Origin of the sequence: Gardnerella bretellae (assembly GCF_048545135.1) — a bacterium.
Lineage (GTDB): Bacteria > Actinomycetota > Actinomycetes > Actinomycetales > Bifidobacteriaceae > Bifidobacterium > Bifidobacterium greenwoodii.
This window is the reverse complement of record NZ_JBKQXU010000003.1, coordinates 175,536-199,518: the sequence shown is the minus strand read 5'-3', so window position 1 is coordinate 199,518 and position 23,983 is coordinate 175,536. Positions and strand designations below refer to the sequence as shown.

20 protein-coding genes are annotated in these 23,983 nt (G+C 43.3%); 6 read left to right on the top strand and 14 right to left on the bottom strand.

All coding sequences use genetic code 11. From position 1 onward, the window contains the following. Positions 1 to 124: 124 nt before the first annotated feature. Complete coding sequence (locus ACJV7B_RS03545) at positions 125 to 1,183, top strand: GumC domain-containing protein (RefSeq protein WP_004109958.1); 1,059 nt, start codon at positions 125 to 127, stop codon at positions 1,181 to 1,183. 1,223 nt (positions 1,184 to 2,406) lie between these two features. Then, positions 2,407 to 4,770: an LPXTG cell wall anchor domain-containing protein gene (locus tag ACJV7B_RS03540; RefSeq protein ID WP_419388980.1), complete on the top strand. Its 2,364-nt coding sequence runs from the start codon at positions 2,407 to 2,409 to the stop codon at positions 4,768 to 4,770. 115 nt (positions 4,771 to 4,885) lie between these two features. Here the strand turns inward: ACJV7B_RS03540 and ACJV7B_RS03535 are convergent, their stop codons facing one another. Beyond that, positions 4,886 to 5,251 carry a hypothetical protein gene (locus ACJV7B_RS03535; protein WP_162861110.1) on the bottom strand — a complete coding sequence of 122 codons (366 nt, stop codon included), beginning with the start codon at positions 5,249 to 5,251 and terminating at the stop codon, positions 4,886 to 4,888. Between the two features lie 383 nt (positions 5,252 to 5,634). On the opposite strand from ACJV7B_RS03535, the gene ACJV7B_RS03530 reads away from it, so the two are divergent. Together ACJV7B_RS03530 and ACJV7B_RS03525 are read left to right on the top strand one after the other, a co-directional pair. Further along, positions 5,635 to 5,802: a hypothetical protein gene (locus ACJV7B_RS03530; RefSeq protein ID WP_419388979.1), complete on the top strand. Its 168-nt coding sequence runs from the start codon at positions 5,635 to 5,637 to the stop codon at positions 5,800 to 5,802. Positions 5,803 to 6,106: 304 nt separating this feature from the next. Beyond that, complete coding sequence (locus tag ACJV7B_RS03525) at positions 6,107 to 7,399, top strand: MFS transporter (RefSeq protein WP_419388978.1); 1,293 nt, start codon at positions 6,107 to 6,109, stop codon at positions 7,397 to 7,399. A 408-nt stretch (positions 7,400 to 7,807) separates the two neighbouring features. Here ACJV7B_RS03525 and ACJV7B_RS03520 read toward each other — a convergent pair whose 3' ends face one another. After that, positions 7,808 to 7,930: a hypothetical protein gene (locus tag ACJV7B_RS03520; RefSeq protein ID WP_255358933.1), complete on the bottom strand. Its 123-nt coding sequence runs from the start codon at positions 7,928 to 7,930 to the stop codon at positions 7,808 to 7,810. 78 nt (positions 7,931 to 8,008) lie between these two features. Between ACJV7B_RS03520 and ACJV7B_RS03515 the strand changes: the two genes are divergently transcribed. Next, complete coding sequence (locus ACJV7B_RS03515) at positions 8,009 to 8,557, top strand: hypothetical protein (protein WP_419388977.1); 549 nt, start codon at positions 8,009 to 8,011, stop codon at positions 8,555 to 8,557. A gap of 735 nt (positions 8,558 to 9,292) precedes the next feature. On the opposite strand, the gene ACJV7B_RS03510 is transcribed toward ACJV7B_RS03515, so the two are convergent. The 4 genes from ACJV7B_RS03510 to ACJV7B_RS03495 all read right to left on the bottom strand — a co-directional run bounded on the left by ACJV7B_RS03510 (position 9,293) and on the right by ACJV7B_RS03495 (position 13,717). Further along, positions 9,293 to 9,631 (bottom strand): hypothetical protein, encoded by a 339-nt coding sequence (locus ACJV7B_RS03510; RefSeq protein WP_004109968.1) that lies wholly within the window; start codon positions 9,629 to 9,631, stop codon positions 9,293 to 9,295. A gap of 283 nt (positions 9,632 to 9,914) precedes the next feature. After that, the gene (locus ACJV7B_RS03505; RefSeq protein WP_308581594.1) at positions 9,915 to 10,946 is read right to left on the bottom strand and encodes a tetratricopeptide repeat protein; all 1,032 of its coding nucleotides are present in this window, start codon (positions 10,944 to 10,946) and stop codon (positions 9,915 to 9,917) included. A 42-nt stretch (positions 10,947 to 10,988) separates the two neighbouring features. Beyond that, positions 10,989 to 12,062 (bottom strand): DUF8094 domain-containing protein, encoded by a 1,074-nt coding sequence (locus ACJV7B_RS03500; protein ID WP_410313770.1) that lies wholly within the window; start codon positions 12,060 to 12,062, stop codon positions 10,989 to 10,991. Further along, on the bottom strand, positions 12,062 to 13,717 hold the full coding sequence (locus ACJV7B_RS03495) for a hypothetical protein (protein ID WP_419388976.1): 1,656 nt from the start codon (positions 13,715 to 13,717) through the stop codon (positions 12,062 to 12,064). Before ACJV7B_RS03495 ends, ACJV7B_RS03500 begins: the two co-directional genes overlap by 1 nt. A gap of 78 nt (positions 13,718 to 13,795) precedes the next feature. Here ACJV7B_RS03495 and ACJV7B_RS03490 point away from each other — a divergent pair, with 78 nt between their 5' ends. Continuing rightward, positions 13,796 to 14,785, top strand: a complete 990-nt coding sequence (locus ACJV7B_RS03490) for an FKBP-type peptidyl-prolyl cis-trans isomerase (protein ID WP_419388975.1) — start codon at positions 13,796 to 13,798, stop codon at positions 14,783 to 14,785. Between the two features lie 146 nt (positions 14,786 to 14,931). On the opposite strand, the gene nucS is transcribed toward ACJV7B_RS03490, so the two are convergent. The 8 genes from nucS to ACJV7B_RS03450 form a co-directional block, all read right to left on the bottom strand. Then, positions 14,932 to 15,639: an endonuclease NucS gene (nucS, locus tag ACJV7B_RS03485; protein ID WP_375169158.1), complete on the bottom strand. Its 708-nt coding sequence runs from the start codon at positions 15,637 to 15,639 to the stop codon at positions 14,932 to 14,934. A 36-nt stretch (positions 15,640 to 15,675) separates the two neighbouring features. Further along, positions 15,676 to 17,145 carry an amino acid permease gene (locus ACJV7B_RS03480; protein ID WP_375169159.1) on the bottom strand — a complete coding sequence of 490 codons (1,470 nt, stop codon included), beginning with the start codon at positions 17,143 to 17,145 and terminating at the stop codon, positions 15,676 to 15,678. A 63-nt stretch (positions 17,146 to 17,208) separates the two neighbouring features. After that, positions 17,209 to 19,890: an ABC transporter permease gene (locus ACJV7B_RS03475; RefSeq protein ID WP_375169160.1), complete on the bottom strand. Its 2,682-nt coding sequence runs from the start codon at positions 19,888 to 19,890 to the stop codon at positions 17,209 to 17,211. 5 nt (positions 19,891 to 19,895) lie between these two features. Further along, entirely contained in the window at positions 19,896 to 20,597 is a 702-nt protein-coding gene (locus tag ACJV7B_RS03470; RefSeq protein WP_004136445.1) for an ABC transporter ATP-binding protein, read from the bottom strand. Between the two features lie 116 nt (positions 20,598 to 20,713). Continuing rightward, on the bottom strand, positions 20,714 to 21,331 hold the full coding sequence (locus ACJV7B_RS03465) for a DUF5701 family protein (protein ID WP_004136457.1): 618 nt from the start codon (positions 21,329 to 21,331) through the stop codon (positions 20,714 to 20,716). A 52-nt stretch (positions 21,332 to 21,383) separates the two neighbouring features. Beyond that, positions 21,384 to 22,448 (bottom strand): aspartate-semialdehyde dehydrogenase, encoded by a 1,065-nt coding sequence (locus tag ACJV7B_RS03460; RefSeq protein ID WP_119521092.1) that lies wholly within the window; start codon positions 22,446 to 22,448, stop codon positions 21,384 to 21,386. 43 nt (positions 22,449 to 22,491) lie between these two features. Next, on the bottom strand, positions 22,492 to 23,061 hold the full coding sequence (locus ACJV7B_RS03455) for an ACT domain-containing protein (protein ID WP_004136461.1): 570 nt from the start codon (positions 23,059 to 23,061) through the stop codon (positions 22,492 to 22,494). Between the two features lie 77 nt (positions 23,062 to 23,138). Continuing rightward, positions 23,139 to 23,903 carry an aspartate kinase gene (locus tag ACJV7B_RS03450; RefSeq protein WP_375169161.1) on the bottom strand — a complete coding sequence of 255 codons (765 nt, stop codon included), beginning with the start codon at positions 23,901 to 23,903 and terminating at the stop codon, positions 23,139 to 23,141. Between the last annotated feature and the right edge of the window lie 80 nt (positions 23,904 to 23,983).

The window sequence follows — 23,983 nt, the reverse complement described above, 5'->3', positions numbered from 1 at the left end:
TATGTATAAAGCAAAAGTTATCGAGATTAGGAAAGAAAAATTAGAACGACACTAAGTATGTATATATCTTTCACCTGAATATTTACGTATAGTAAAAACATAGATAGAAAGACGAAGGATAATTATGGCTAATATGGATAAAAATCAGATTATTAAACAAGAAACCGAGATTACGAGACTAGATGCTATTTCTGGTCGCGGTGACCAGAAGCCAGGGAGCAAGAAGAAGCGTAAGCTTATCATCATTGCTACTGCGGTTGTTGTAGTTATAGCTTTGCTGGTTGCGAGTATGCTGGGTGTGAAGTCTTTAAGAGATTCCAAGACTCAAGCGTGCATCCAGGCAAACAGTGCGTACGCCAAAGCGTGGGCACAGTACGAGAAGACACGCCAGGATGCTGATGAAACTGCTAAGACTGTGACTAGTGTGGAGCAGGTTGCAAACGCTAAAACCTACACCACATTCACAGCCCAGCATGCTAAGAGTAAAAAGGTAAGTAAGGCGCAGTCTTTGAATTGTGCTATCTCCTACACTCAGGCTTTCAACGCGACCATGTCTAGTCTTGATAAGACTACAGCACAGCTTAATAAGACCACTAAGGCTCTGAAAAACTCAGTCGTTCAGGTCACAAAGTCGAAGAATGTGAAGGATCTTGAAAATGCTAAGAATATGGTGAAGGCGAAGCTTGATGAGATGAATAATCTGCTCTCCTCATCAGACGGTCAAGTGGCTGATAATGCTACTCGTGATAACCTGCAAAACCAGATAAACACGCTTACCGCAGCGTTGAATGATAAGAAAGCAACCGTCGAGTCTTTGACTAAGGCTCTTGAGCCAGTCCAAGGCGCAATCGACAGTGTAAACGCAAGTATACAAGCGAAGCAGCAGGCAGACGCTGCCGCAGCGGCTGCGGCGCAAGCAGCTCCGCAGGCTCGTTCCCAGTCTGCGGCTCGTACTAGCTCGGGAGCTCCTCGTTCAAGTACTCGTGGTGGGTCTTCTTATAGTGCGCCAGCACAGAATAAGAATTCGGGTGCGGTCGACTGGGATAAATACCTTGCTGACGGGAAAGCATATAATGAATTACATAGAACACCTAATCAATGTCGATATATCTATCGCTGTGGCACTGGATGGAATACCGATGGAACACCAGATGGTGACGGTGATGTAACTAATAGCAAATAGTTTCCATCTTTACTCATTTTCCCTTTACATAGTGGTTGGTTTTAGACGACTTCTAAAACCAACCATTTTTATCAATACCAAATTTTTATTGATATAAAATAAAATTTTTTCATTTTCTCATTACTGAATGTGAAACTTTTTGGTTTCGCATTTCATAATAAGCAATTTGAAAAAGGGAGACTTTTATGTCGCTTTTCGCTAAGCATAAAAGTATGAGAGACAAGATCCGACAAGGTTCACATCGCGCTCTTGCTGGTATCGTTGTCGCATCAACAATGTTGACAGGATCCGCATTTGCCGCTGGCGGTGCCGGATGGACAGGTGGAAACACTGGCGGATCTGGCACATATAAATCGAATACATTCTGGGTTACCGATGATAACCTAGGTTCCGCATCAGATAATGAAGCAGTGGTGCGCGCTATCCAATCAGAAGGTGTAGCCATCGGTAGCTCTGCTACCCGCGAAGCAGCAGCTAGAGCGCAAATTAACGCTGCATTATCCAAGGCTCGCGGTGATTGTGAAACAGAGTATACTGCGCGAGGTGGCACTGGTTCGGCAGACTGCCGCATCTGGGGTGTAGGCTTCACCGCAACAACAGCAGGACCAGGAATCACAAAACCGGAATATAACAATACTTCTAGCGCGCAAGCAACTGGCGCTCAATGGTTATCAGCATGGAACAACGAAACACAGAACGGTACCAGAAAATATAATCACGGCGGTAGCGAATACACAGTGTTTGATGATATTGATTCAGCTAATACACTCGCTTCATTCGCTGCTCAGGGTATGAGTACGCCAAATACTGATTTGATTGTTATCGTTCTTGCAAAAGACCAGCCTAAACTGTGGGACTTTACCCCTGATAAGTCCTGGGTAAAATACTCTAACGGCAAATGGGCAACCGTTATTGATGCGAAGCATACCAACACCACCGGTGCAGACACCCAAACCATCCTTGATGGTGACAAGCTCGGCTCTGTGGTTAACGGTAGCTTGGGCGAGAACCTGGGAGATAGCCTCGACACATTCACCCTGTCTGATGATTACACGGCTGCTGACTATTTGTGGGATCCAGATATGAGTGATGTGCATGTGTATGCTGCTCCAATCCCTGAGGCATCAACTACCGTCTCCTCAGTCGATGACATCATCACTAAGGGTACTGACGTGACAAGCCAGTTCACTATCCAACAGGCTGGCACGACCATTACTGCTACCATGACCAGTCAAGCTCTTGCTGCTGCACGTAGTCTTGCTACCCCTATGCAATACACGCTGCTTATCGGAGGCAAGGCGAATTATGCAAATGGTAAGGGTGCAGCCCAGGTACGCGCTGACGCAGGCAAAAAAGCTACGGATGAAGTCGAGTTTTGTGCTGATCCAACCACAGGCGCAGCCCTCAATTCTCATGGTTTGAAGAATAAAGGCTCAGAGTCTGCCGCGGGCAAGACAAAGACTACGAACGAACCATACGTGTGTGGTTACGTTCCACCAGTAGCAAAGGCAGTCATATCTGAGGCCTCTCAGGGTGGTGACCAGGACGATATTAATGGTAAGAGTGTCATGCCAGGACAGAAGCTGGAATACGAACTCACTAGCGAACCAACCATTCCAAACAACCTGAGTTATGCTATCGAGTCTGTTGCATTCACTGACACGTATGACCAGTATCTTGAGCTTGACAAGCAGACTATCGAGCTGCGTGACCTTGAAACCGGTCGCACCATCAGTAAGAAGAACTACACGCTTACTGCAGATACCGAGAAGCATGAGTTTACTATCGAACTCAACAAGGATTACGTGACAGCGAATATGACCGCGGGATCTAAGCATCGTTTCCAGGTTCGTTTCGAAGGCACGGTATCCAAGAACGCTCCAACAGACCATAGTGTGGATAATCAGTGGGGTTTGAAACTCAACAATAGTTTGACCTCGTCTAACGTGGTATCGAATAAGCCGGTAGAGCCAAAGCCTGAAAAGAAGGATGAAACCAAGACTGGTATCAATATTGATGGCAAGACCGCATACGTAGGAGACGATATTTACTACCGTCTCACTTTAAGCGCAGCCACGTTGAAGGACACTGCGTATAAGGTTCACCGTCTCGGCATGATCGATGACTATGATGATGAGTACTTGCAGCTCAATGACAAGAATATCGAAATCCTAGACGCAGCCGGTAAGGACGTCACCAACAAGTTCAATATCCAGGTTAAGGATGGTGTCGTCTACGTGTTCGCTAAGACCGTAGACACGGAGTATCTCGGAGATATTCTTCCAGGGGATCCACAACCAACAGATTTAAAGGCCTACGCTGGCAAGGTATTGGATGTGACAAAGGATCCTGCAATCGACCAGTCTCTCCTTGGTCAGGATTACACCATCGTGCTTCCTATGACAGTCAAGCAGGTCAAGGACGGGTATGTAGTGAAGAACACTGCCACCCAGATTACAAACGATCGCAAGGATGTAACGAACACGGTAACTAACCCGTTAAAGGTTATTAACCCGAAGAAGGATGTGACTGTTAAGGTTAATGGCGAAAGTGCGAATGGTAAGAGTATTTATAAGGATCATCAGTTCTTGTATCGTCTCGATAGCTCCAAGATCGCTGGTAACCGTGCCTACAAGCAGATCAAGAATTGGCGCATCGTGGATGATTATGATGAAAAGTTTGACAAGCTAACCGGCCAGTGGGCAGTCTATGTCAACAACGACATTAAGCTCGCTGACGGCACTGTGATCTCCAAGGGTAGCCGTATCGACGGTAGCGGTGTTGATGCCGGATATTTCACTTTCACCGAGGCTAATGGTGCGTTTACTGTAGAGGCAACACAACAGTTCCTTGATATTGCATCTGCTATGGATAGTGACTTGTCCTGGACAGCGTACGTGCAAATGACCCGTTTGGGCGTAAGCGATCGCGTAGAAAACACGTTCGTGGAAACCATGAATGATGTTGAACGCGAATCCAATATGGTGTGGACCAAGACCCCAGACCAGACCCCTGCTATTAAACTCATCAAGTACGACGCAGCATCTGGTCTTGAAGCGGGAGACCGTAACACACCAAGCGAAGCCTTGAAGTCTACCAAGAACGGCACCAAGATTGTGTTCCGTATCATCAACACCGGTAAAGTCAACCTGACCAAGATCACGTTAGATGATAAGACTATCGCAGGCTCCGGTACGGTAACTAATCTGGAGTATCCAGCAAACTGGTCTAACCTGGTATTAAAGCCTGGCGAATACGTAGAAGTCAAGGGCACGTTGACTGGTATGAACACGATGAATCATACCGACCGTGGTCACACGACTGGTACACCTATCGTGCCATGCGCATCCCATAACGATCACCCATTCGACCCAAACGGTGGAGATAATGGTAATGGTGGTAATACGGGTGTGTGCTATGACACTCCAGTCGAAGATTCTGATGATTGGAACGGTGTTACTGCTGCACCATTGGCTCAGACTGGTAGCGCGGTCGTGTCTATCGCTATCGCTGCTCTTGCAGCCCTGGGCGCAGGAGCAAGCATCATGATCACTAAGCGTAACAAGGAAAATGCTCGTAAGCATTAACCCGTAAACACGCTTAGTATTAACTGGCGAGGGGTCGCACATGCACACGGGACTATCTCCGTGCAATGGTGTGGCCCCTCACTCTATATTTTCTTCTTCCTCTATTGATTTCTTATTAATCTTTCACACGTAACGGTTCATACTCATGAGTAGAAAAGACACAGCCTTTACCCCTAGTCAACGTGCTTATCTCAACAGTCTTCCAGCTATCAAACACGCGACAGCCACACGAATCTACTACACAAGCCAATTCCACAAAGACGCTGTCCAGCAATACGATAACGGTGTCAGACCGTCTGTTATTTTTGCACAGGCTGGAATGCCGTCCACCCTCATCGGGCGCAAAAGGATTGAACGCTGCATCAACAGGCGGGAAAACACCGACTACACACAGTCCGGCATGCCAGAACAAGTACACAAGCAAGTCAGCATATTCCTCGACCAGATGGCGAGCAGAGTTGAGGGTTTTGATTGAAGCCAAGCGTTACACCTTATCCACCAATTCCACAGAAAGAATCCTGACATACGAATAGCCGGACTCTGCCAAACAGTAGGGATATCAGAAAACACGTACTACGAGCTGAGACTGGTAAATAGTTAAGGTCTAATAATGTACTACTAATTTTTATATAAAATTATTCCACAATAAGAGACACACTTGGAAAGAATGCGAATCCTGTATTAGGATTATTTGTATCTTCATAGATGAATATGCAAATAAGATACAGCATTGTTCTTATGAAAGGAGGCAAAGAGAACAAGAATAGCAAGCGCGGCGGAATCAACCCACGACCTCGACCATATCCTCATATGATTTAGGCATAATTTATCCGCACATATTCACACCAAAGGTTAATAATGAAAATGACTTCGTACGAAGAAATGTTTGATGAGTATGTGAAATCAAGTGCAGCATATTGCGCTTCTCTATTTGAAGCAACAGAATATTTTTTCAAAGCAAATGCTGCACTTGAAGCCACTATCGTCAGTACAAACACAGCGAAAACATCCACCATCCATTCAATACAATAATATTTCGAGACATGTAAAATATCGCTTATTAAAACAATTGATTTGCTACGGACATTCCAAGAAATACATACGACTATCCCTGGAGAGCAAGTAGAAGTCGATTTCGCACAACAATACTTCTATATAAAGAAAACATTATCTTGCGTCGAGCAGATTATTCAACTCTTTAGCACAGTGCGTGATGACAAGAACCTACAGCAACAGATTTGGGATAACGACGACTTTACAACATACTTCACTACTAGTGCCGATAGCATCTCTCAAGCAATAATTTGGCAATGTAATTTCGCGAAACGAGCAAACCTTGACGAATCTATTTAAACCTTACCGCGGATATCTGCGTTTAGCAGCTAGTGATTTTCTTTCTAACTATGCAACTACACTAGCCTCAACTACTATTCAATTATGGCTATTGAACTCACTTTTTATCGGTTTTCAGCAGTCAAGCCATTATTTATCGCTTTACCTCACCCTCACTGCAATAAGTGAATTAGTAGCAGGCCTTTTCTCAGGAGCACTAGCTGAGCATGTAGGAATTTTCAGGACAACAGTTGCTGCATGCTTAGCAAGAATGATTGCGGGATTATGTATTATCGCAATTGTATCGGTATCCTTCTCAACCCCATCTGCTAACAAGTTGCTCCTATTTTGGTGTGTTTGTATACTTGTAATGGTTACGACAGCATGTGATACTTTCTATTTTCCTGCTATTACTTCCTTTGTTAATCGTGTAACAAAAAATGATGATCTTATTAATGTTCTTTCACTTCTTCGCTTTATAAGCCTCATGGGTACATTAGTAGGACCAGCAGTTGCAGGTTTTGCGAGTAGTAAATATTTATACATTCCAATTCTATTTACAGAAACTATCGCATTAGCAGGAATAATAATTTTTATTTATTTTATTTACAAGCATGCAGTTAGAACCGGAATTTATACTTCAGACGTCGCAGATGAAAATCCAGAATATTCTCAAGGCTTTTTGGCAACTTGGGCTAGGGGAATGGCAACATTTGTAAAAAACCAAACGTACAGGACTTTAGCTCCATTTGCAATACTCGAAGCTATCGCATCTACTGGCATAAGCTTTGCTGGAGTCCTCTTATTCTCAATGGTTCTACATAGTGCAGAAGGATATGGCTGGTATTTAAGCGCAATGTCACTTGGGTATGCCCTCAGCTATCTCATCGCGCCAAAAGTGTCCAGCAAAATGTCCTTCTCTATGCTACTCACTCTTTCACATATACTAGTGACTCTTTCTATAATAGGACTGGCATTAGCGCCTAACGCTATAGCAGCAGTCGTGTTTGGTTTCCTTTTTGCTTTCTTCCAAGGAGTAGTAAATCCACCATTCCAAACAGTATTTATTCATGCAGTAGATGATAATCTCGTTGGACAGGTAATGTCTGTATTCATCTCAGTTGTTGCCGCTATAGGAGCAGTAAGCTATCCGCTATGGGATTACGCTTATTCCCACATGACCATTCCATCTCTACATGCAGAGTCAGGAATAATTGTCATAGCTGCTCTTATCCACTTTATACTGGTGCTTATCTGCATATTCGATAAGCGATTGCGTTCAATTAAAGCAGAATAAGATGCAATAAATATTGTAAATACGAGCACAACTACAAGCTGCGCTGTGAAAGTTCACTACAGAAGTTTCACAGCGCAGCTTATTTTTAAATTAGAACGCTTTCAATTCAGACATCTAAGTTAACCGAGTGAACCATACTTTATCTGTCATAGAGTGTTCATTTGTGCCGTGAGCAAATAGCACCAACATCTATATCTAGGATATTTATAACTGATGTCCCGTCTGTAAATTCTTTTGACTAACATCATGAGAATTAAAAGAAATATCAGCACCATACCCGGATCCACTAAAAAGTCTGGGCGGCTATTGTCTCCACGAGTTTCACTCGTGGAGACTGTACTGTTGTGGCGCAGCAAGAATGCTGCCACCGGTCGCCGCCCCCACTTTCTCGTGTTGGTAGCCCAGAGGCTAGCACACCCAGTCCAAAGACCACACGCCAGCCTTGTCACGCCACCCAACAAGCTCACCCCTGCCAGCCCATTCCACAACATGTTCCACGGGCTGACCGGAGTCGAGCCTGGAGCGTCGCACAAGGACTGGGAGTGTTCTTGTGGGTTTACGGGTGTGCCTGCCCTGGAACTACCAACACACAAGGAAAGGATAAAAAAAATGGTTACCATCAACAGCGACCACACGGTCACACTCCTAATAGGAGAGGTAGAAGCTCTCGTAGCATTCCACAACTACCTAGCAGGCTTTACCACGAAAGGATTGGACGAGAACACACTACGCTACGGTATCCAAGCATTAAGCAGTCTCCTCATCGTGCGTGACATGTTCCTTATTGATAGTTTCCATGGCTGCACCATGCAAGACTTCCTCGATAACGTTGAGCACCCATTCGCTGAGAAAACTGTCCACTATGTGCGTTCAAGCCTCGACCTGGTTTTTAGAGATGACAATTTCACCCTCGACACACGGCGCATCCATCGTGCAATAGCACTGCTGACCGCCATGCTGGAACTTAAAGGATTAAGTCAGAGGGAAACTGTCACAGTCTATGGCACACTGTCATACTTGTATTGGATGAAAAATGACACGACAAACGCTCGTATCACAGCCCAGAAAGCACTCACGATAGACGAGAAGTACGGGCTTGCACGCATCACTACTACAGCGCTCCTTCACCACATCACACCCCACTGGTGCCAGAAGTAAGCAGAGGGTTTGCTGGCAGAAAAAGAAGCGCAACTTTTTCTGCCAGCCCCTGGTGGCTTATCGCAGCCACCCTCCCGCGCGGGGCGCGTCTTACCCCTAGGGCATGCCCTGAACAAAATTCCATAAATTTTAGGGCATTACCCCCAGGAGCAAGCCGCGCTATTACCACGCGAGAAGGGTGGCTACTATGCTTCCATAAGTTCACACAAAGATGTGTGAACCAGCCGCCACCAGCAGAACAAAGAATCTGCCACCACTATCATGGCGGCAGACCCATTATCATCGCATGGAACACCTGCGGTGTACTCTCATTTTTTGCTTTTTATGACGTGTTCTTGACACTTCCCACTCTAAAAAACGGGTCACTTCCGCCAACTTCCCCGCGTCCTCCACTCGCGTTACGGACACGCGCGAAGCTAGGGCCCGCAAGGGGTTGGCTCCAGCGCATTCCGTTTTTGTCCCTTCCAGTGTTCAACAACACGAACGAAAAATAATCACACCAGGGTTTTTATATAAAACCAAACCATAAGAAAAATCATATACAAGTAGAAAGGAAAACAAGAATGAAAATTAACAGCAAGCCAGTCACCGGCACAAGCTTCGCATACGACGGATGCCACAAAATCTACATCTGCGAAAACACACAAGATGAGCAAGACGCGCAAAAAACCGGATACACCATCCACCCCATAAGCGAGCTTGAAAACACATACGAAAACTCGTGCGACCTACGCTTCATCCACAACTGGACACTCGATAAAGACTATGTCTCCCAACTAGAGCCCGCCTTATTCCAAGAATAGCCCATGCTTCACCAGAAAGCGCCGTATTTAATGCAATGCAGAAGTCTGCAACATTATTGTTAGCAAGCTCTACGCTATCAATCGTTGTGACAAGTTTTTCGCGCAACTGTTGCGTAGTAGTATGTGCCCAATTCATTTGAGCATCAGGATTAAGAGAGCGAATCTCTTCCCGTTTTTCCTCGTCAAACTGGAGAGCTGCGGAAGGAGCATTAAACGTTACAAGATCGTTGACGTTATCATCTGGGTTGGTTAAAATATTAAGTACTTTCATCAAAAGACTCCGCATTGTTTCTTGATGAAAAGGCTTATTCGATAGCTCAGAGGTATTGCTCTGAGCTATCTTAATTTTTAGGAAAGGAAAGATATTAAAATTTGTGGCTTTGTAAGAGATTAGTTAGGAAACCCAGAGGTCCATGGTTCAAATCCATGCCCCGCTACTGAAGCCAAGAATCACACGAATTTCTCACGATTGTTGTGGTTCTTGGCTTTTTTATTTAATAACGCATAAGTCAGTCAATCTGCAATCGCCAAAATACAAGTCATCTTCATAAGAATCAATAAAGAAGTATTGCAAGGCGACGGCGAGCGCGCGCTAATCGAGCATCATCTGCAGGAAGCATAGCAAAATACTCAAGCATTCTAGATCGAATAGCCTCAGCATCCGAACGATGTCCCGCAGCCAAAAAATCAAGCAAACGGCCAAAAGCGTCATCAATATGACCATCAATCATATCGACATCTGCCACAGCAAGCTGCGCATCTACATCATTAGGATTATCGCCAGCATTTTTGCGCACTAAAGCAACATCTGTATTGGTATTGCGCGCTAGTAACAAAGCTTTGGCATGTTCACGCGCAGCAATAGAATCGTGCGGATCTGCATCCATAAGCTTCGCATATTCTAAAGCAGCGCCCTCGTAATCACCTTTCATAGCAAGCTCATGCGCTTTTTCATGAGCTGCAGGAACTTGATTTTCGCAACTAGAATTATTATCTGAAGATTCTTCTGAATCATCCTTAGCATCTTCAGATGGCTGTACAAAAGGAGCCGTTCCAGCAACCCCCGAACGCTCTGCCACCTGCACTAATTGAGGTAAAATTGCGCTACAAATCTGCTGCAACTCATCATCGCTAGGTAATCCTTGCGAAATTGGCATAGGGCGTCCGCCAATCAAACCATAAATTGCAGGAAGTTGCTCAGCTCTCAAAGCTTGAGCAATACTTGGGCTTTCGTCTGCATCAATACGCGCCAACTGCATACGACCGTCGAGTGAATTTACTGCATCAGCTAATTTTTGTGCAACATCGTAATAAGCAGTATCTCCAGGCTGCCAAAGCAACAAAATAATAGGAAAACTTACGGAAGTTTGAACCATTGCCTGGAAAGACTTATCGTTAACATCAATAACGTATCCGCCTGCTTTTGGCGCCGAATTATTGGCAGAAGAACCAGCATCCGAACCAGCTCCAGCTTTTGCAGCCTGCTTAGCTTGCGCTTCCACGCGACGCTTCACACCTTCTAAATCTACAGCTCCAGCAAGCGAAAATCCTCCTGGATTCATTCCTTGCGACTGACCGTTTACCATTATTGCCTCTTTTGCTAATTGCAATATTGTTGATTCTTATATTTACAACGCTTCTACTTTAATAGGCTGTCGTTCAGCACCAACCGGCGTAATTTTCATATGAGATCCAGCAGGTGGCACAACAAGCGCAATAACATTTACATAAGTTACGCGCATAGTACTTTTTGCTTTTCCGTCGCCAAATAGTGCTTTTTCTTCGTCAGATGCCGGCCTAGACTCACGGCCTTCTCCGGCAATACGCGTCCAAACAGAATCAATTCTTGCAACAACTAAATCGCTTCCATCACTCGAACGCATAACGCTTATTTGCTTCAATTGTGGAGTAAAAACCTGTTCCTGCGAACCTTTGTTGCGCTCCATGCCAGCTTGTACAGCTTTAGAAAGTTCTGCAAGTTTTTGACGAAGATAATCTTCCTCAAAATATTTTGCATACTTGCTTTCACCACCATGCTGAAGAACATCAGCATAAGCTTTTACTGATTCTTCTGGAGTCATAATTAAGCCAGTGTCATTTGATTTTCCCATTGAAGCACCAATACTTGGAACAGCAAATTTAGGAAGATGCACACCAGGGAAAAGTCGAGCCACAGCCCACAACTTATAATTCGACCTAGCTCGCTGCTGGCGCAAAACAAGCAAACGCTTTGATTGCTGATCTTTAGTGGTGGTTGTAATTGTCATTAAGTCTCTAGGCCACCCAGCATTTGTTGGCACAATCGTCTGAGCCGAAGCGCGCGGAATAATAGTTTTAGGGTCTAATTTACCGGTTTTACCAGCGATAACAAGCTCACTTGTGCGAACATCAAGAGCAGGCCCAGAAACAGCTTTAGGCAAGGCGTTAACGTCTTTTTCATCATTTGCCCGTTCCAGTGTTCGAAGCAAACCAAGACGAATATCCTTTTCTTGAATCATAGTTACATTAGGAAGCTCTTGGCCGCTGCGAGCTTCCACAGGCTTAGGTACTTGACCATCGCAAGCAGATAATCCCGCAACAAGAGCAACAGATACAGCACTTGCAACACAAAGAGAAGCTGCGCGCAACGTTTTTCGCATAATTCCGCCATTATTAAACTCGCGAATATACTTATTAAGATTACGCATTTTAATACTACGCATTATTGCTTGTTACCTCGCTCACTCGAGAAATTGCCTCTATAACCTTTATTATTCTTGCGATATCGCGAATTATTGCTATTTGCGTTGTACCCACGACGATTGCCACGAGTTTTCTTAGAATTATCTGTCTGCTTTGTTGACTTAGATTGCTTATTTTGATTTTCCTGCTTACCTAGCCTGCCCTGACTGTCTTGTTTATCTCGCCTATCTTGCTTTTCCTGCCTATCCTGCCTATCCTGCCTATTTCTAGAGTTCTTTTTATTCTGCTGATTTCGCCTAGTTTGAGAATTCTTACGATTCTTATCTACGCGAGCGGACTGAAGATCCTGATTATTTTTAGCATCGTCTTTAGTCTCGGAATAAGAGTTCTTTAGATTTTCGTCGTTCAAATCTGAAGATTCATCAACAACACTTTCGCGATTTTCCTCATCGCTTGGCAATTCATACGCAAATTCACCATCATCATGCTGTTGAATAAAACGAGCAGCGAATGCAAGCATATCGTCCTTAGAAATAACCGTGGTCTGCGCTATTGAATCTTCAGAAGATACTTGTGACGACGGAGACTCCTGGTTAAGTTGCTTAGAATCAGAATTATTTGCAATATTCTGATTTTCTACAGGATTTTTACCACGACGAGTGTGGCATCCATGGCGCGCATGCGACCCTGAAGCTTTTTTGTGCTTCTTATGAGCAAGCATGCCATGCACTGTTCCAGAAAATGCTTCAGAAAATGTGACTTCCTCATCTTTAGATTGTTTAGATAGCAAACCGGAAGAATTTGCCGCAAGTTGCTTATTCCTGCGACGATGCGGAGCCATGGCAAAAATAGTTGCAGCCAGCAAAGCTAACACAGCAAAAAGAGCACCAACAAAGTACAAAGGTGTTGCGAAATCTGGAACTTGATGCCTGCGCCAACGCAATTCCACAGAAGCAGCAGGAACGTTATCTCCCAAATCAATTAATAGAACACGTCGAGCTGCTTGAGATCTAGCTCTCATAGAACGCGAGTAGCGACGATTTGAACTCTTTTTTGAATTCTTACCAGACTTAAGAACTGCACCAGTTGCAACTGCATGATCATATGAAGCAGAACCTGCAGTTTGAACATAATCATAAGTATTTATTGAAAGCTTTGCTAAACCAAGCTGACACGTAACAGAAGGCCATAAGTTAGATTGTTGGAACTTAACGTCAGAATCTTTTATATCTGTATTAAAATCTTGTTGCAAAGTGCTTTTGCCAGACATTTCCGATACAGACAGATTATTCCAATCTTTAAGACCTGTAATGCGCTGCACTGGAGAGCCAGCTACCCAACCACGCACATCTTTTGTTAAACCAACAGCAACACAAATAGGTTTACGCGTTCGCAAAGCTGCAACACTTACGCGAACTTTACTATCAACCAAATTAAGAACACCTGGATCTGTAACAATATAACGAGTTCCGGTTACTTGCGCATAAGCAATAACCACGTCATTCGGCTTCCAAAATGTTGCGTTAGCAACACCAAGAGCAACACTTAATACTGCAAGCACTACAAAAAATGGAGCTACGATACGTCGCATAATTTTAGTGCGCAATGTTACTCGCCTTGCTGACTGTCGCATTGATTGTCCTTCTTTTTCAGGAGCATTGTTGGTATTAGTCATAACGATACTATTCTACAATCTTTTCATACCAGTTGCAGGTTTTGCCTTAAAATCAATATCAAGCGGTAATGTGAATCTATGCAAAAAACTACAATATCTAAACAAAAATCCTTTATTGCGCGCGCTTTTGCTGCTATTAGCACAGTAGCATTATGCGTAGGATTAGCTTCTTGCAGCGGCAATTCCGACAATACAAAAGGTGCTGCAGACGAAAACGCACAAAAAGCCGGAATGCAGCTTATTGAAGGCATAAGCGCTTCTGGAGAGCTTGGGAAAAAGCCAAAAATTACGCTTAAAACACCTGCAGATATAAAAAGAAATACTTACGCTATCTTACAGCACGGCAATGGTGAGACTATTCAAGAAGGCGATCGCGTCTGCTCGCAAGGCATTGTGCTTAACGCTAAAGATGGCAAAGAACTTATGAATACGTGGGATAAGGGCAGAGTTGATTGCTCAATTTCTATTGACAAAAACGTCACCAGCCGACCATACTACGCGCTTATTAAAGGCAAGAAGATTAATACAACTATTGCTTTTGGAGTCGCTGGAGAAAATAAGGGACCTTCATACGTTATGGTTCTAACACTTGTGTCCCGCTCAAAAGCATTAAAGCACGCAGAAGGTAAAGCAGTAACAGATATTCCTGCAAATTTGCCAAAGGTAACTCTTGATAAATCTGGAATTCCATCCTTAGATAAGAACAACTATGTGCCAGATGGAAAGCTTGTTTCTCAGACTTTGATTGAAGGAACCGGCAAAAAGGTAACCGCAAAAAGCACCGTAACTGCTCATTATGCCGGATGGACCACAGATAAAGACGGCAAAATGCATCAGTTTGATTCCTCTTGGCTTCGCTCAATGCCTGCAGACTTCTCTCTTGCGGGAGGCGTAATACCAGGTTGGACTAAAGGTTTGGCTGGAAAGAAAGTTGGATCTCGAGTTCTGCTTGTAATTCCTCCAGAAGATGGCTACGGCAAAGAAGATAAGAAGGATGCAAAGGGAAATGTAACAATCCCTGCAAACTCCACTCTGTACTTCGTTGTGGATATTCTTTACGCTTCGTGAGTTTGTAAATTTCGCAATGCCTAGCAAAGCAAAATATTTTGCAAAATAATTAGCTAGATAATTTGCGAGATAATTTACAAAAATACGCAAGTGATTGATTACAAAAACCCCTCATTTTCGAGGGGTTTTTGTGTATGCGTCTAAATCTAAAACAGAAGAAGGTCGTCGGATTCAACACCGCGCATATCGTCATAGTCGAGAATAAGACAAGTAAAACCGCGATCTTCCGCCAAAACTCTAGCTTGTGGGCTAATTGTTTGAGCAGCAAAAATGCCACGAACGGGCTTAAGTAACGGATCGCGATTAAGCAACTCACAGTACCGAGTAAGTTGCTCTACACCATCAATGCCACCGTGACGCTTAATCTCAATCGCAACGTGCACGCCTTCAGCATCCTGAGCCATAATATCAACTGGACCAATAGCAGTAGGATACTCTCGACGAACAAGCTTCGCGCCTTCCCCAATGCGCTCAATCTGCTCAGCCAAATATCGCTGCAAATGCTCCTCAACACCATCTTTAACTAATCCAGGATCCTCACCCAAATAATAAGTGCTGTCACTGTATATGTGCTCTAAAGAAATTTTGAGTAAATCATCACCTTTTGATGCAGCAACTCGAAGAATACAACCATCAGAAAGCTCGTTAGAAGTAGATTCTTCACCATTTTCTTTTTGAAGTATGCGCATTGTACAAGGCGCAACCATCCAATTAAGTGGCTTATACGCTCCAAGCTCCGAAAAAATCAGCACACTACCATCTGCTTTAATAAGCAGCACACGCTTAGATAGCGGAAGCGTAGCGTTTAATCTACCTGTATATTCAGCACTACAATCTGCAACAATAATTCGCACACAGTAAGCATAACAGAACTTGTGCAGGAAAGAATGTCACTTGCGCAAAGCAGCTGCTAAATCGCGATTCTGCCAATGCTCGTGCAGAGCGCAGTAACCTCCAAATAGCACAAGCCAAACTAAACCGCCAATTGCAGAAACGCGAGTATCTTCACTAATAAACAATGTAATATACACAAACACGAAGAATGCAATGGTAAGCGAATTAAGAAGCTTATAATGCGGCATCAAGAAACCATCCGCCATAAAATCAGCAGATTTACGATACTTACGGTGCGTAACCATAATCAGAATGTAAATCATGATGATTACAGCCGAAGACGCAGAAGCGAACAAAATAAACGCACCATGAACTCCAGGAATCGAATTAACTACCGGAGAAAGAAGGATTAATACAGAAGAAAATATGATTGCGCGAGCAGGAACTTTAGTATGCGACACCTTTCGCAACTTACCCAAAATAGGAGAAGGAGATTCAATAGCAATCTGATACATGTGGCGGCCGGCAGAATACAGTAAAGAGTTAAGAGCAGAAGATGCAGCCGTAATAACCACGAAGAATACTAGCGCAGAGGCCCAATGCAAGCCAGCATACTGGAACACCATAATGAACGGAGACATAAATGTGCCTTCAGCATTAGTAGCCTTGAAACGCTGCCATGGAACAATAAGCATGATTGCTACAAGAGCGCCAACATAAAAAATCAAAATACGCGTAATTATGCCGTTTATAGCCTTAGGTAAAACTTTGCGAGGATTTTTTGTTTCCGAAACAGTCACACCAACAAACTCAATAAGCTGATACGCATAAAACACCATCTGGAAGCTCATCAAAAATGCAACCCAACCATTTGGCATAAGAGAAAAATTATTGAAAATGTTATCGACGCTAGCATGCCCAGCAGGACTAATAACCCCTCCATGAAGTTGAGTTGCTGGGTAATGATACCCAATTACAACCATCACAATAGCAGTAACTATAAGCGCAACAATCAAAGTAATTTTAATCATGGAGAACCAAAACTCAGTTTCTCCAAAAAGCTTTACAGCAACCAGATTTATGCACACTAAAGCCGCTAAAAATACTACTTCTATAAGCCATTTCCAATGACTTACGTCAATATCAAAAGTTTGGAAAAATGTGACGCAATACGTGCTAACTGCCGTAATCTCGCTCATACCAATAAGCACAAGCACAAACCAATAAGACCACCCAGCAAAATTACCCCAGCCTCTGCCAAGATAACGCGTAATAAAACTAATAAAAGTATGCTGGTTCGGATCTTTGTACATAAGTTCGCCAATGCCGCGCATAAGCAAGAACATAATCAAGCCAACAATAATGTAAACAAATACAATACTCGGACCTGTTAAGCTAATAGATTTTCCGGAACCAAGGAACAAACCAGTACCAATTGTGCCGCCGATAGCAATAAATTGCACATGACGCTTAGTAAGACTGCGTTCCATTTGGTTGGAATTGTCATTATTCGCCGTCATATTCATTGCCAAAACTCCGTTCCTTGTATATACGAACTTTTTATTCTATCTGCACCCTTAACTATTGCGCTATTCCACACTTTTTAGAGAGCTAACCGGATCTATGCGATCAAGAGCAGGATTAGTGGCCCACTGCACAATCAAAGCGAAAATTAATGTTGCAACGCCTGCAATAAAGTAACTTAACGGAGCTACTTCCACCTCAAAATAAAGCGATGGCATTCTAAGAGCTTTGGTCAGCAAGCCTGCAATCAACCTTCCCAACGGTAAACCTACAGCGATACCGATTACAGTAAGAGTTAGCATCTCTTTATGTACGTAAGAATGAATTTCTCTTCTATAGAAGCCAAGAACTTTTAGAGTTGCCATTTCACGCGAACGCTCCGAAATATTCGTACTAGCCAAAGTAAATAGCACTGCTAAAGCCAAACCTGCAGCTAACGTTACAATCAGAGCAACAACAGCATTCATAAGATCAAAACTAAAAGCATGCTTCATTTTCGTAATATTCATAACCGCAAGAACGCTATCACGCTCCGAAACATTATTCGCGTACTTTATTTTTTTATCATCGCTGCCACGCAAACGAAGAATCAACGCATTATGCTTTAGAGATTTACTATTTTTATCATTAAACAATCGTTCGTAACATCTAGAAGTCATATACATGTTTGAACCAATTAGATTTCGAACAATAGCATTAACTTTTACTGTTGTGCGCTTAAAACTTGCGTTAGTTACTGTGATTTCATTTCCGCGATTGATATCCAAAGAAGCGGCTGCGCTTTGAGAAAGCAACGGGCCGTCATCTGTGAGCTTAACAGGTTGCAAATTGTTGTCAATATTTTGCAATCGCACAAGACGAGCTAAAGTATCCGCATCTTTTACAACAATCATTTGCACACTTTCAGAATCTTCTACATTGTTATGCTCAGATTTGTTGTTGCCCGAATTTTGATGCTTAGCAATTTCGCCAGAACTTATGTAAGCAGGAAGCATAGTTTCTACTTTATTATTCGACTTATCTTGTTCCACACGCTTTCTCATGCTTTGGAAAGAATCGGGAGCAGAAATCGCGATCATATCGTAATGGTAGATTCCCTCATATTGACGAGTGCCTAAAGTTGCGACGGTATCGTTTAATGCAAGACCGCACACAATAAGTGCAGTGCAGCCAGCAACACCGCCGATTGTCATGCATAATCTGCCTTTAAAGCGCGCTATGTTGCGAATAGTTACTTTATTTAGGAAGCTCATACGCTTCCAAATCCAAGGCAAACGCTCAAGAAGTACGCGAGCGCCAGCTTTTGGAGCTTTTGGACGAAGTAAATCAGCAGGAACTTGCTTTGTTTCACGCCAACTAACAACTATTGTGCAAACTGCTACAGGAATCACAAAAGCAATCACACACAGTGAACCGTATAACCAGTCGTAACGCAAACTAACACCTGGTACAGCGTAAAGTCCGCGCAAAATCTTCAAAAGAAGCGAAGGGATTGCAAGGAATCCAACAATATCCCCAACTCCACCACCAATAAAGCATGCTAAAATAGCGAAGAACGCGTGCCTTGTAACTGCAGCAGAACGTCCATAACCCAGGCTTAGGTACGTTCCAATAAGACTTCGCTCTTCCTCAACCATACGTGCCATAGCTGTTAAACTCATCATCATGGCAACTACAAGAAATACTGCCGGGAAAGCATAACCAAGTGACTGAATCGAAGCAACGTCGGAGCGTAAGCTTGCGTAACTATCATTAGCAATTCTAGTAGATATATGCCATTGTGCTTGAGGAACTTTCTTTTGTATTTCTGGCCTAATCTGCTTTAGAATTTTCGCTTTTACTTGTTCTTTCACAGAATTTGAAGCAAGCTTTATCCTTGGGTCATTCGCAATAATATTTTTCGCTTCTCTATTCGCTATCTCATCAATAATCTGATTTCGACGAACTTTTTCGCGCTTAGACTGCACTTTTTCGCGAATTTGTTCAGACGCGTCGTCAACAATATTGCGATACGATTTAGAAAACGCATTAACATTCTTAGTATCGTTCAATCTCACAGATATTGCAGAATACGGCAGGTCACTCATGTTGCTTGGGGCTGCAGACGTAAAGATTGGGTAGCGAGATGTTACAGAATTACGAAAAGCTTTTGACTGGTAACCTTCAGGATTGTTTAAATCGTTACTATCTAAGACGCTTCCAGTAATTAGAAGATTATATTTTTCAGATTTTTTATTTGAATTATTTGAAACACTGCTGCCGAATGCGGCCGACTGCTGCAAATTTACAACAACGGTACTGCCAATATTTAAGCCGCTATCGTGCAAAAATCGTTGAGTTACAACGGCTTCTCGATTATTAGTAGGCATATTGCCGTGAAGCAAATGAAGACGATTCATATTTTTTTGCGAATCGTAATGCACAAAATTCATTGCATATGTGGAACTTGCATCGTCATCAGAATGCGCTGTAGCTTTCCAAAAACGTTCGGCTTCAATTTCGCTTATGTTAGATAATTTTTGCAAAGAAGCAACATCATCTTTAGTTAAACCCAAGGTAGATACGATTTGCAAATCGTATGCATGCAACTTTTCGTACATGTCGTTCGTACCAAGAAGCATATCGTTGCAGCCAGCGTAAATTCCTGTCATAACAGCAACGCCAAGCATTGCAATAACTGCAAGTACACAGAAACGTCGCCACTGATGAATCCACATTCTAACGGCGCTAATAAATAATGCACTCATTAAAATCACCACTCAATATCAGCAATGGCCATAGGATTCTCTTGTATAGTCTCGCTTACGACTTTTCCAGAGCGGAAGCGCACAACTTTATGTGCCATAGGCGCAATTGCAGCATTATGGGTAATGATTAAAACTGTCATGCCTTCCGTGCGGCAAATATCTTGCAATAATTGCAACACTGACTTGCCTGTTTCATAATCCAAAGCACCTGTAGGCTCGTCACATAGAAGAAGCTTCGGCTTTTTAGCAAGAGCGCGAGCAATAGATACGCGCTGCTGCTCGCCGCCGGAAAGTTGCGCTGGGAAGTTTTGTAAACGATCTGCCAAGCCAACATCTTTAAGCGTTTGGGCAGGATCAAAATGATCTGAACAAATCTGCGAAGCCAGCTCAACATTTTCAAGAGCAGTCAAATTTGGAACTAAATTATAGAATTGAAAAACAAAACCAATATCTTCGCGGCGATAACGCACTAAACCTTTTCCTTTAAGCTTAGTAACATCGCAATCCCCAACAATAACGCGACCACTCGTAGCCGTATCCATACCGCCTAAAATATTTAAGGCCGTTGTTTTTCCAGCGCCAGATGCGCCCAAAATTACTGTAAGCTCACCACGTTCTGCCGTAAAACTGGCATCATCTAAAGCCCGAACGGCAGAAGAACCAGACGGGTATTCTTTTACAACATGATCAAAAGTTATATATGCCACAATGCGCCTTTCGTAAGTATCATCCATTGATAGTGGTTTTCAACTTTTGTTATGGATTCTTGTTTTATTGCTATAACTATTTTACGTAATAACCGTGAAGATTTTATGAATTGTACTTAAAGAATCGAGATTCCACGGCGTGCCATGCAATACGCGTTACCAAGCCAAGTATGACGAGAATTTGGCCAAACTGCACCTAAGCGTGGAGCGCCCTGACTCATCCAAATGCTAGGAACTCTTCCATCCGTGCTTTGAGAGCCGAGCAGATTAAACCCATTCTTATTTTCCAACCAATCCGGATGTTGAGTAACAATCGCAAGCCCTTCTTCCAAAGTAAGAGGTAAGCGTTCGTCGGAATCAATAAGCTTACTAGCAACATCCGGCTCTCTGTTTAAGTAAGATCCGCCCGCATGAGGATCAATTGCCAAATAGAACGGACCTTCCGGAGGCTCAAAACCATCTTTTGGCATAAAACTAGCAATATCGCGAGGAGGCATAGTTGTAAAACCAGCCATGCGGTCAATACTCGTACGAGAAATCAAAGACTCTGGAGAAACAAGCTCACGCGTAGGAACCAATAAAATATTCGTTCCTAAATCACTATTTTTAAGCGCGCGCAAAAGAGGCAGAGCAAGAGAACGAAAAGCATCAGCACTCATATCCGCCACGTCCGGATACCCGAGTGCTACTATACGATCAAGCTGCTGCTGTATTTCTTCCGATGCTACCGACATACTTACAGTTTACGCAGAGACTTTCACAATTGCGAGCAATTAATTTCGATATTTAAGCAAAATTACGTTTTTTCGCAATAATTTCCGCCAATTGAACAGCATTAAGCGCAGCGCCTTTCCTAAGATTATCGTTAGTAATAAAAAGCGCCAGCCCTCGCTTGCCATCCACAGCTTGATCTTGACGAATACGCCCAACATAGCTTGCGGATTTACCTGCAGCAAGCTGAGGAGTAGGAATATCATTCAATTCAACACCAGACGCCTTGCTTAAAACTTCGCGAGCCATATCCGGTGTTACGTCATTATCAAACTCAGCATTAACACTCATACCGTGGCCAGTAAAAACGCCTACTCGAACGCAAGTGCACGACGCAGCAAGATTTGGCAGATGCAAAATCTTACGACTTTCATTACGCAACTTTTGCTCTTCGTCAGTTTCTTCAGAACCATCGTCAACAATTGCACCAATAAAAGGCACTGCATTGAATGCGATTGTGCGAACAACTTTGGTAGGTTCTGGAAAATCTATTGCACTACCATCAAAAACTAATTTATCCGCGCCTTGATTCAGCGCAGCTTGAGCCTCATTCATAAGCTGCAAAGCACCAGCTCTTCCAGCTCCAGAAACAGCCTGATAGGAAGATACTATTAACCGCTTTAATCCAAAAGCATCTGCAAGTGGCTTCAACACTGGCATGCAAGCCATTGTTGTGCAATTTGGATTTGCTACTATTCCACAAGGGATTGTGTCTAAATCTTCGGGATTTACTTCTGCAACAACTAGAGGCACATCGTCATGCATACGCCATTGAGAAGAATTATCTACTACTATTGCGCCAGCTTCAGCAAATTTTGGAGCCCAAATTTTTGAAGTTCCACCGCCTGCAGAAAAAATAGCTATATCAATTCCGCGCAAATCAGCTTTTTCTACATCTTCTACAACAATATCTTTCCCACGATATTGCAAAACTGTTCCCGCAGAGTGAGCAGAAGCCATAAAACGTAAATCTCGAACGGGAAAATCACGCTCATCAAGAACACGGCGCATTACCATACCAACTTGGCCAGTAGCACCTAAAACAGCTACGTTTACACCTGTTTCATTGATAATCGTCATCTTATTTCTCCCTTAATAGTGGTTATGCCAATAATTTCGATTTTTAACGTCCGCTGCCGCCGTAAACAACAGCTTCGATTTGGTTAGCATCCAATCCGTAAGCCGTGTGTAAGGCTCGAACAGCTTCATCAAGCTGATTAACAGGAACCAAAGCGGCAATACGAATTTCTGAAGTAGAAATCATAAGCGTATTGATACCGTGATCACTTAATGCAGTAAAGAAAGTAGCCGCTAAACCAGAGTGCATCTTCATACCAACACCAACCACTGCAACTTTCCCAACAGTAGGGTCAACATCCATAGAAGTAAACTTCAATTCATCACGCGCTTCTTCAAGAACTTTACAAATTGCTTTCATCGACGAGCTAGGAGCAGTAAGGGAAATATCCGCAGTACCCGTAGATGCGCTTGCTTGTGCAATCATATCTATATTTGCATTAGCTTTTGCAAGAGTAGTAAATACTTTTGCAGCCATTCCAGGAACGTCCGGAATACCGCGAACTGTAATCATAGACTCACTGCGATCGTGAGCAACACCTGAAATAACAGGCGTTTCAACACCTAAATCTGGGAACAAGTCGCCCATAGTAGAACGAATCTCCTGGTTTACCATTATTACCGCCCTTAATTTCTATTTGCTTAAATATTATCTATAAAAAATAATTATCTATAAAAATAAACTTGCTTAAATCAACTTAAATTAGGTAAAGTACGTGGATTAACATTTCGCGGCACAATAAGAGTTCCATTTCTGTGAGAGAAGGAACTCCTAACGTGAAGCGGCATACTAAAACGCTGAGCATACTCAACGCAACGCAAAGCGAGCACACGCGAACCACATGAAGACATTTCTAGTATCGAATCGTAATCAATAACTGGAATACGTTTAGCAGTTGGAACAATACGAGGATCTGCGGTGAAAACACCATCAACATCTGTATAAATTTCACAAACGTCAGCTCCTAAAGCAACTGCAAGAGCAACTGCTGAAGTATCCGAACCTCCGCGGCCAAGAGTAGTGTCATCCCCCATTTCGCTAATGCCTTGGAATCCGGCAACAATCGCAACACTTCCCTTACTAAGCGCGCGACGAACACGGTCTGGTTTTACTGCGCGAATATGAGCTGCACCAAATTTCATGTCGGTCATAAAACCTGCTTGAGAACCGGTAAAAGAGTATGCGTGAGATCCTTGAGCATGAATAGCCATAGCAAGCAAGCTCATAGAGATGCGTTCGCCTGCAGTCATAAGCATATCCATTTCGCGAGCAGGAGGATGCGCATTAACACTAATTGCCTGATCAATTAAATCGTCAGTAGTGTCCCCCATTGCAGAAACTACAACTGCTACATCATTGCCAGCTGCTTTTGTGGAAAGAATACGTTTAGCAACGCGCTGTATGGAATCAGTGTCAGCCACAGACGAGCCGCCGTATTTCTGTACGATAAGCGCCAATTTTTACCCCTTGCTCATGTATAAACAGATGAACGAACGGATATTCCAAATATTTGGTCTGGTATCAGAGTATCAACTGC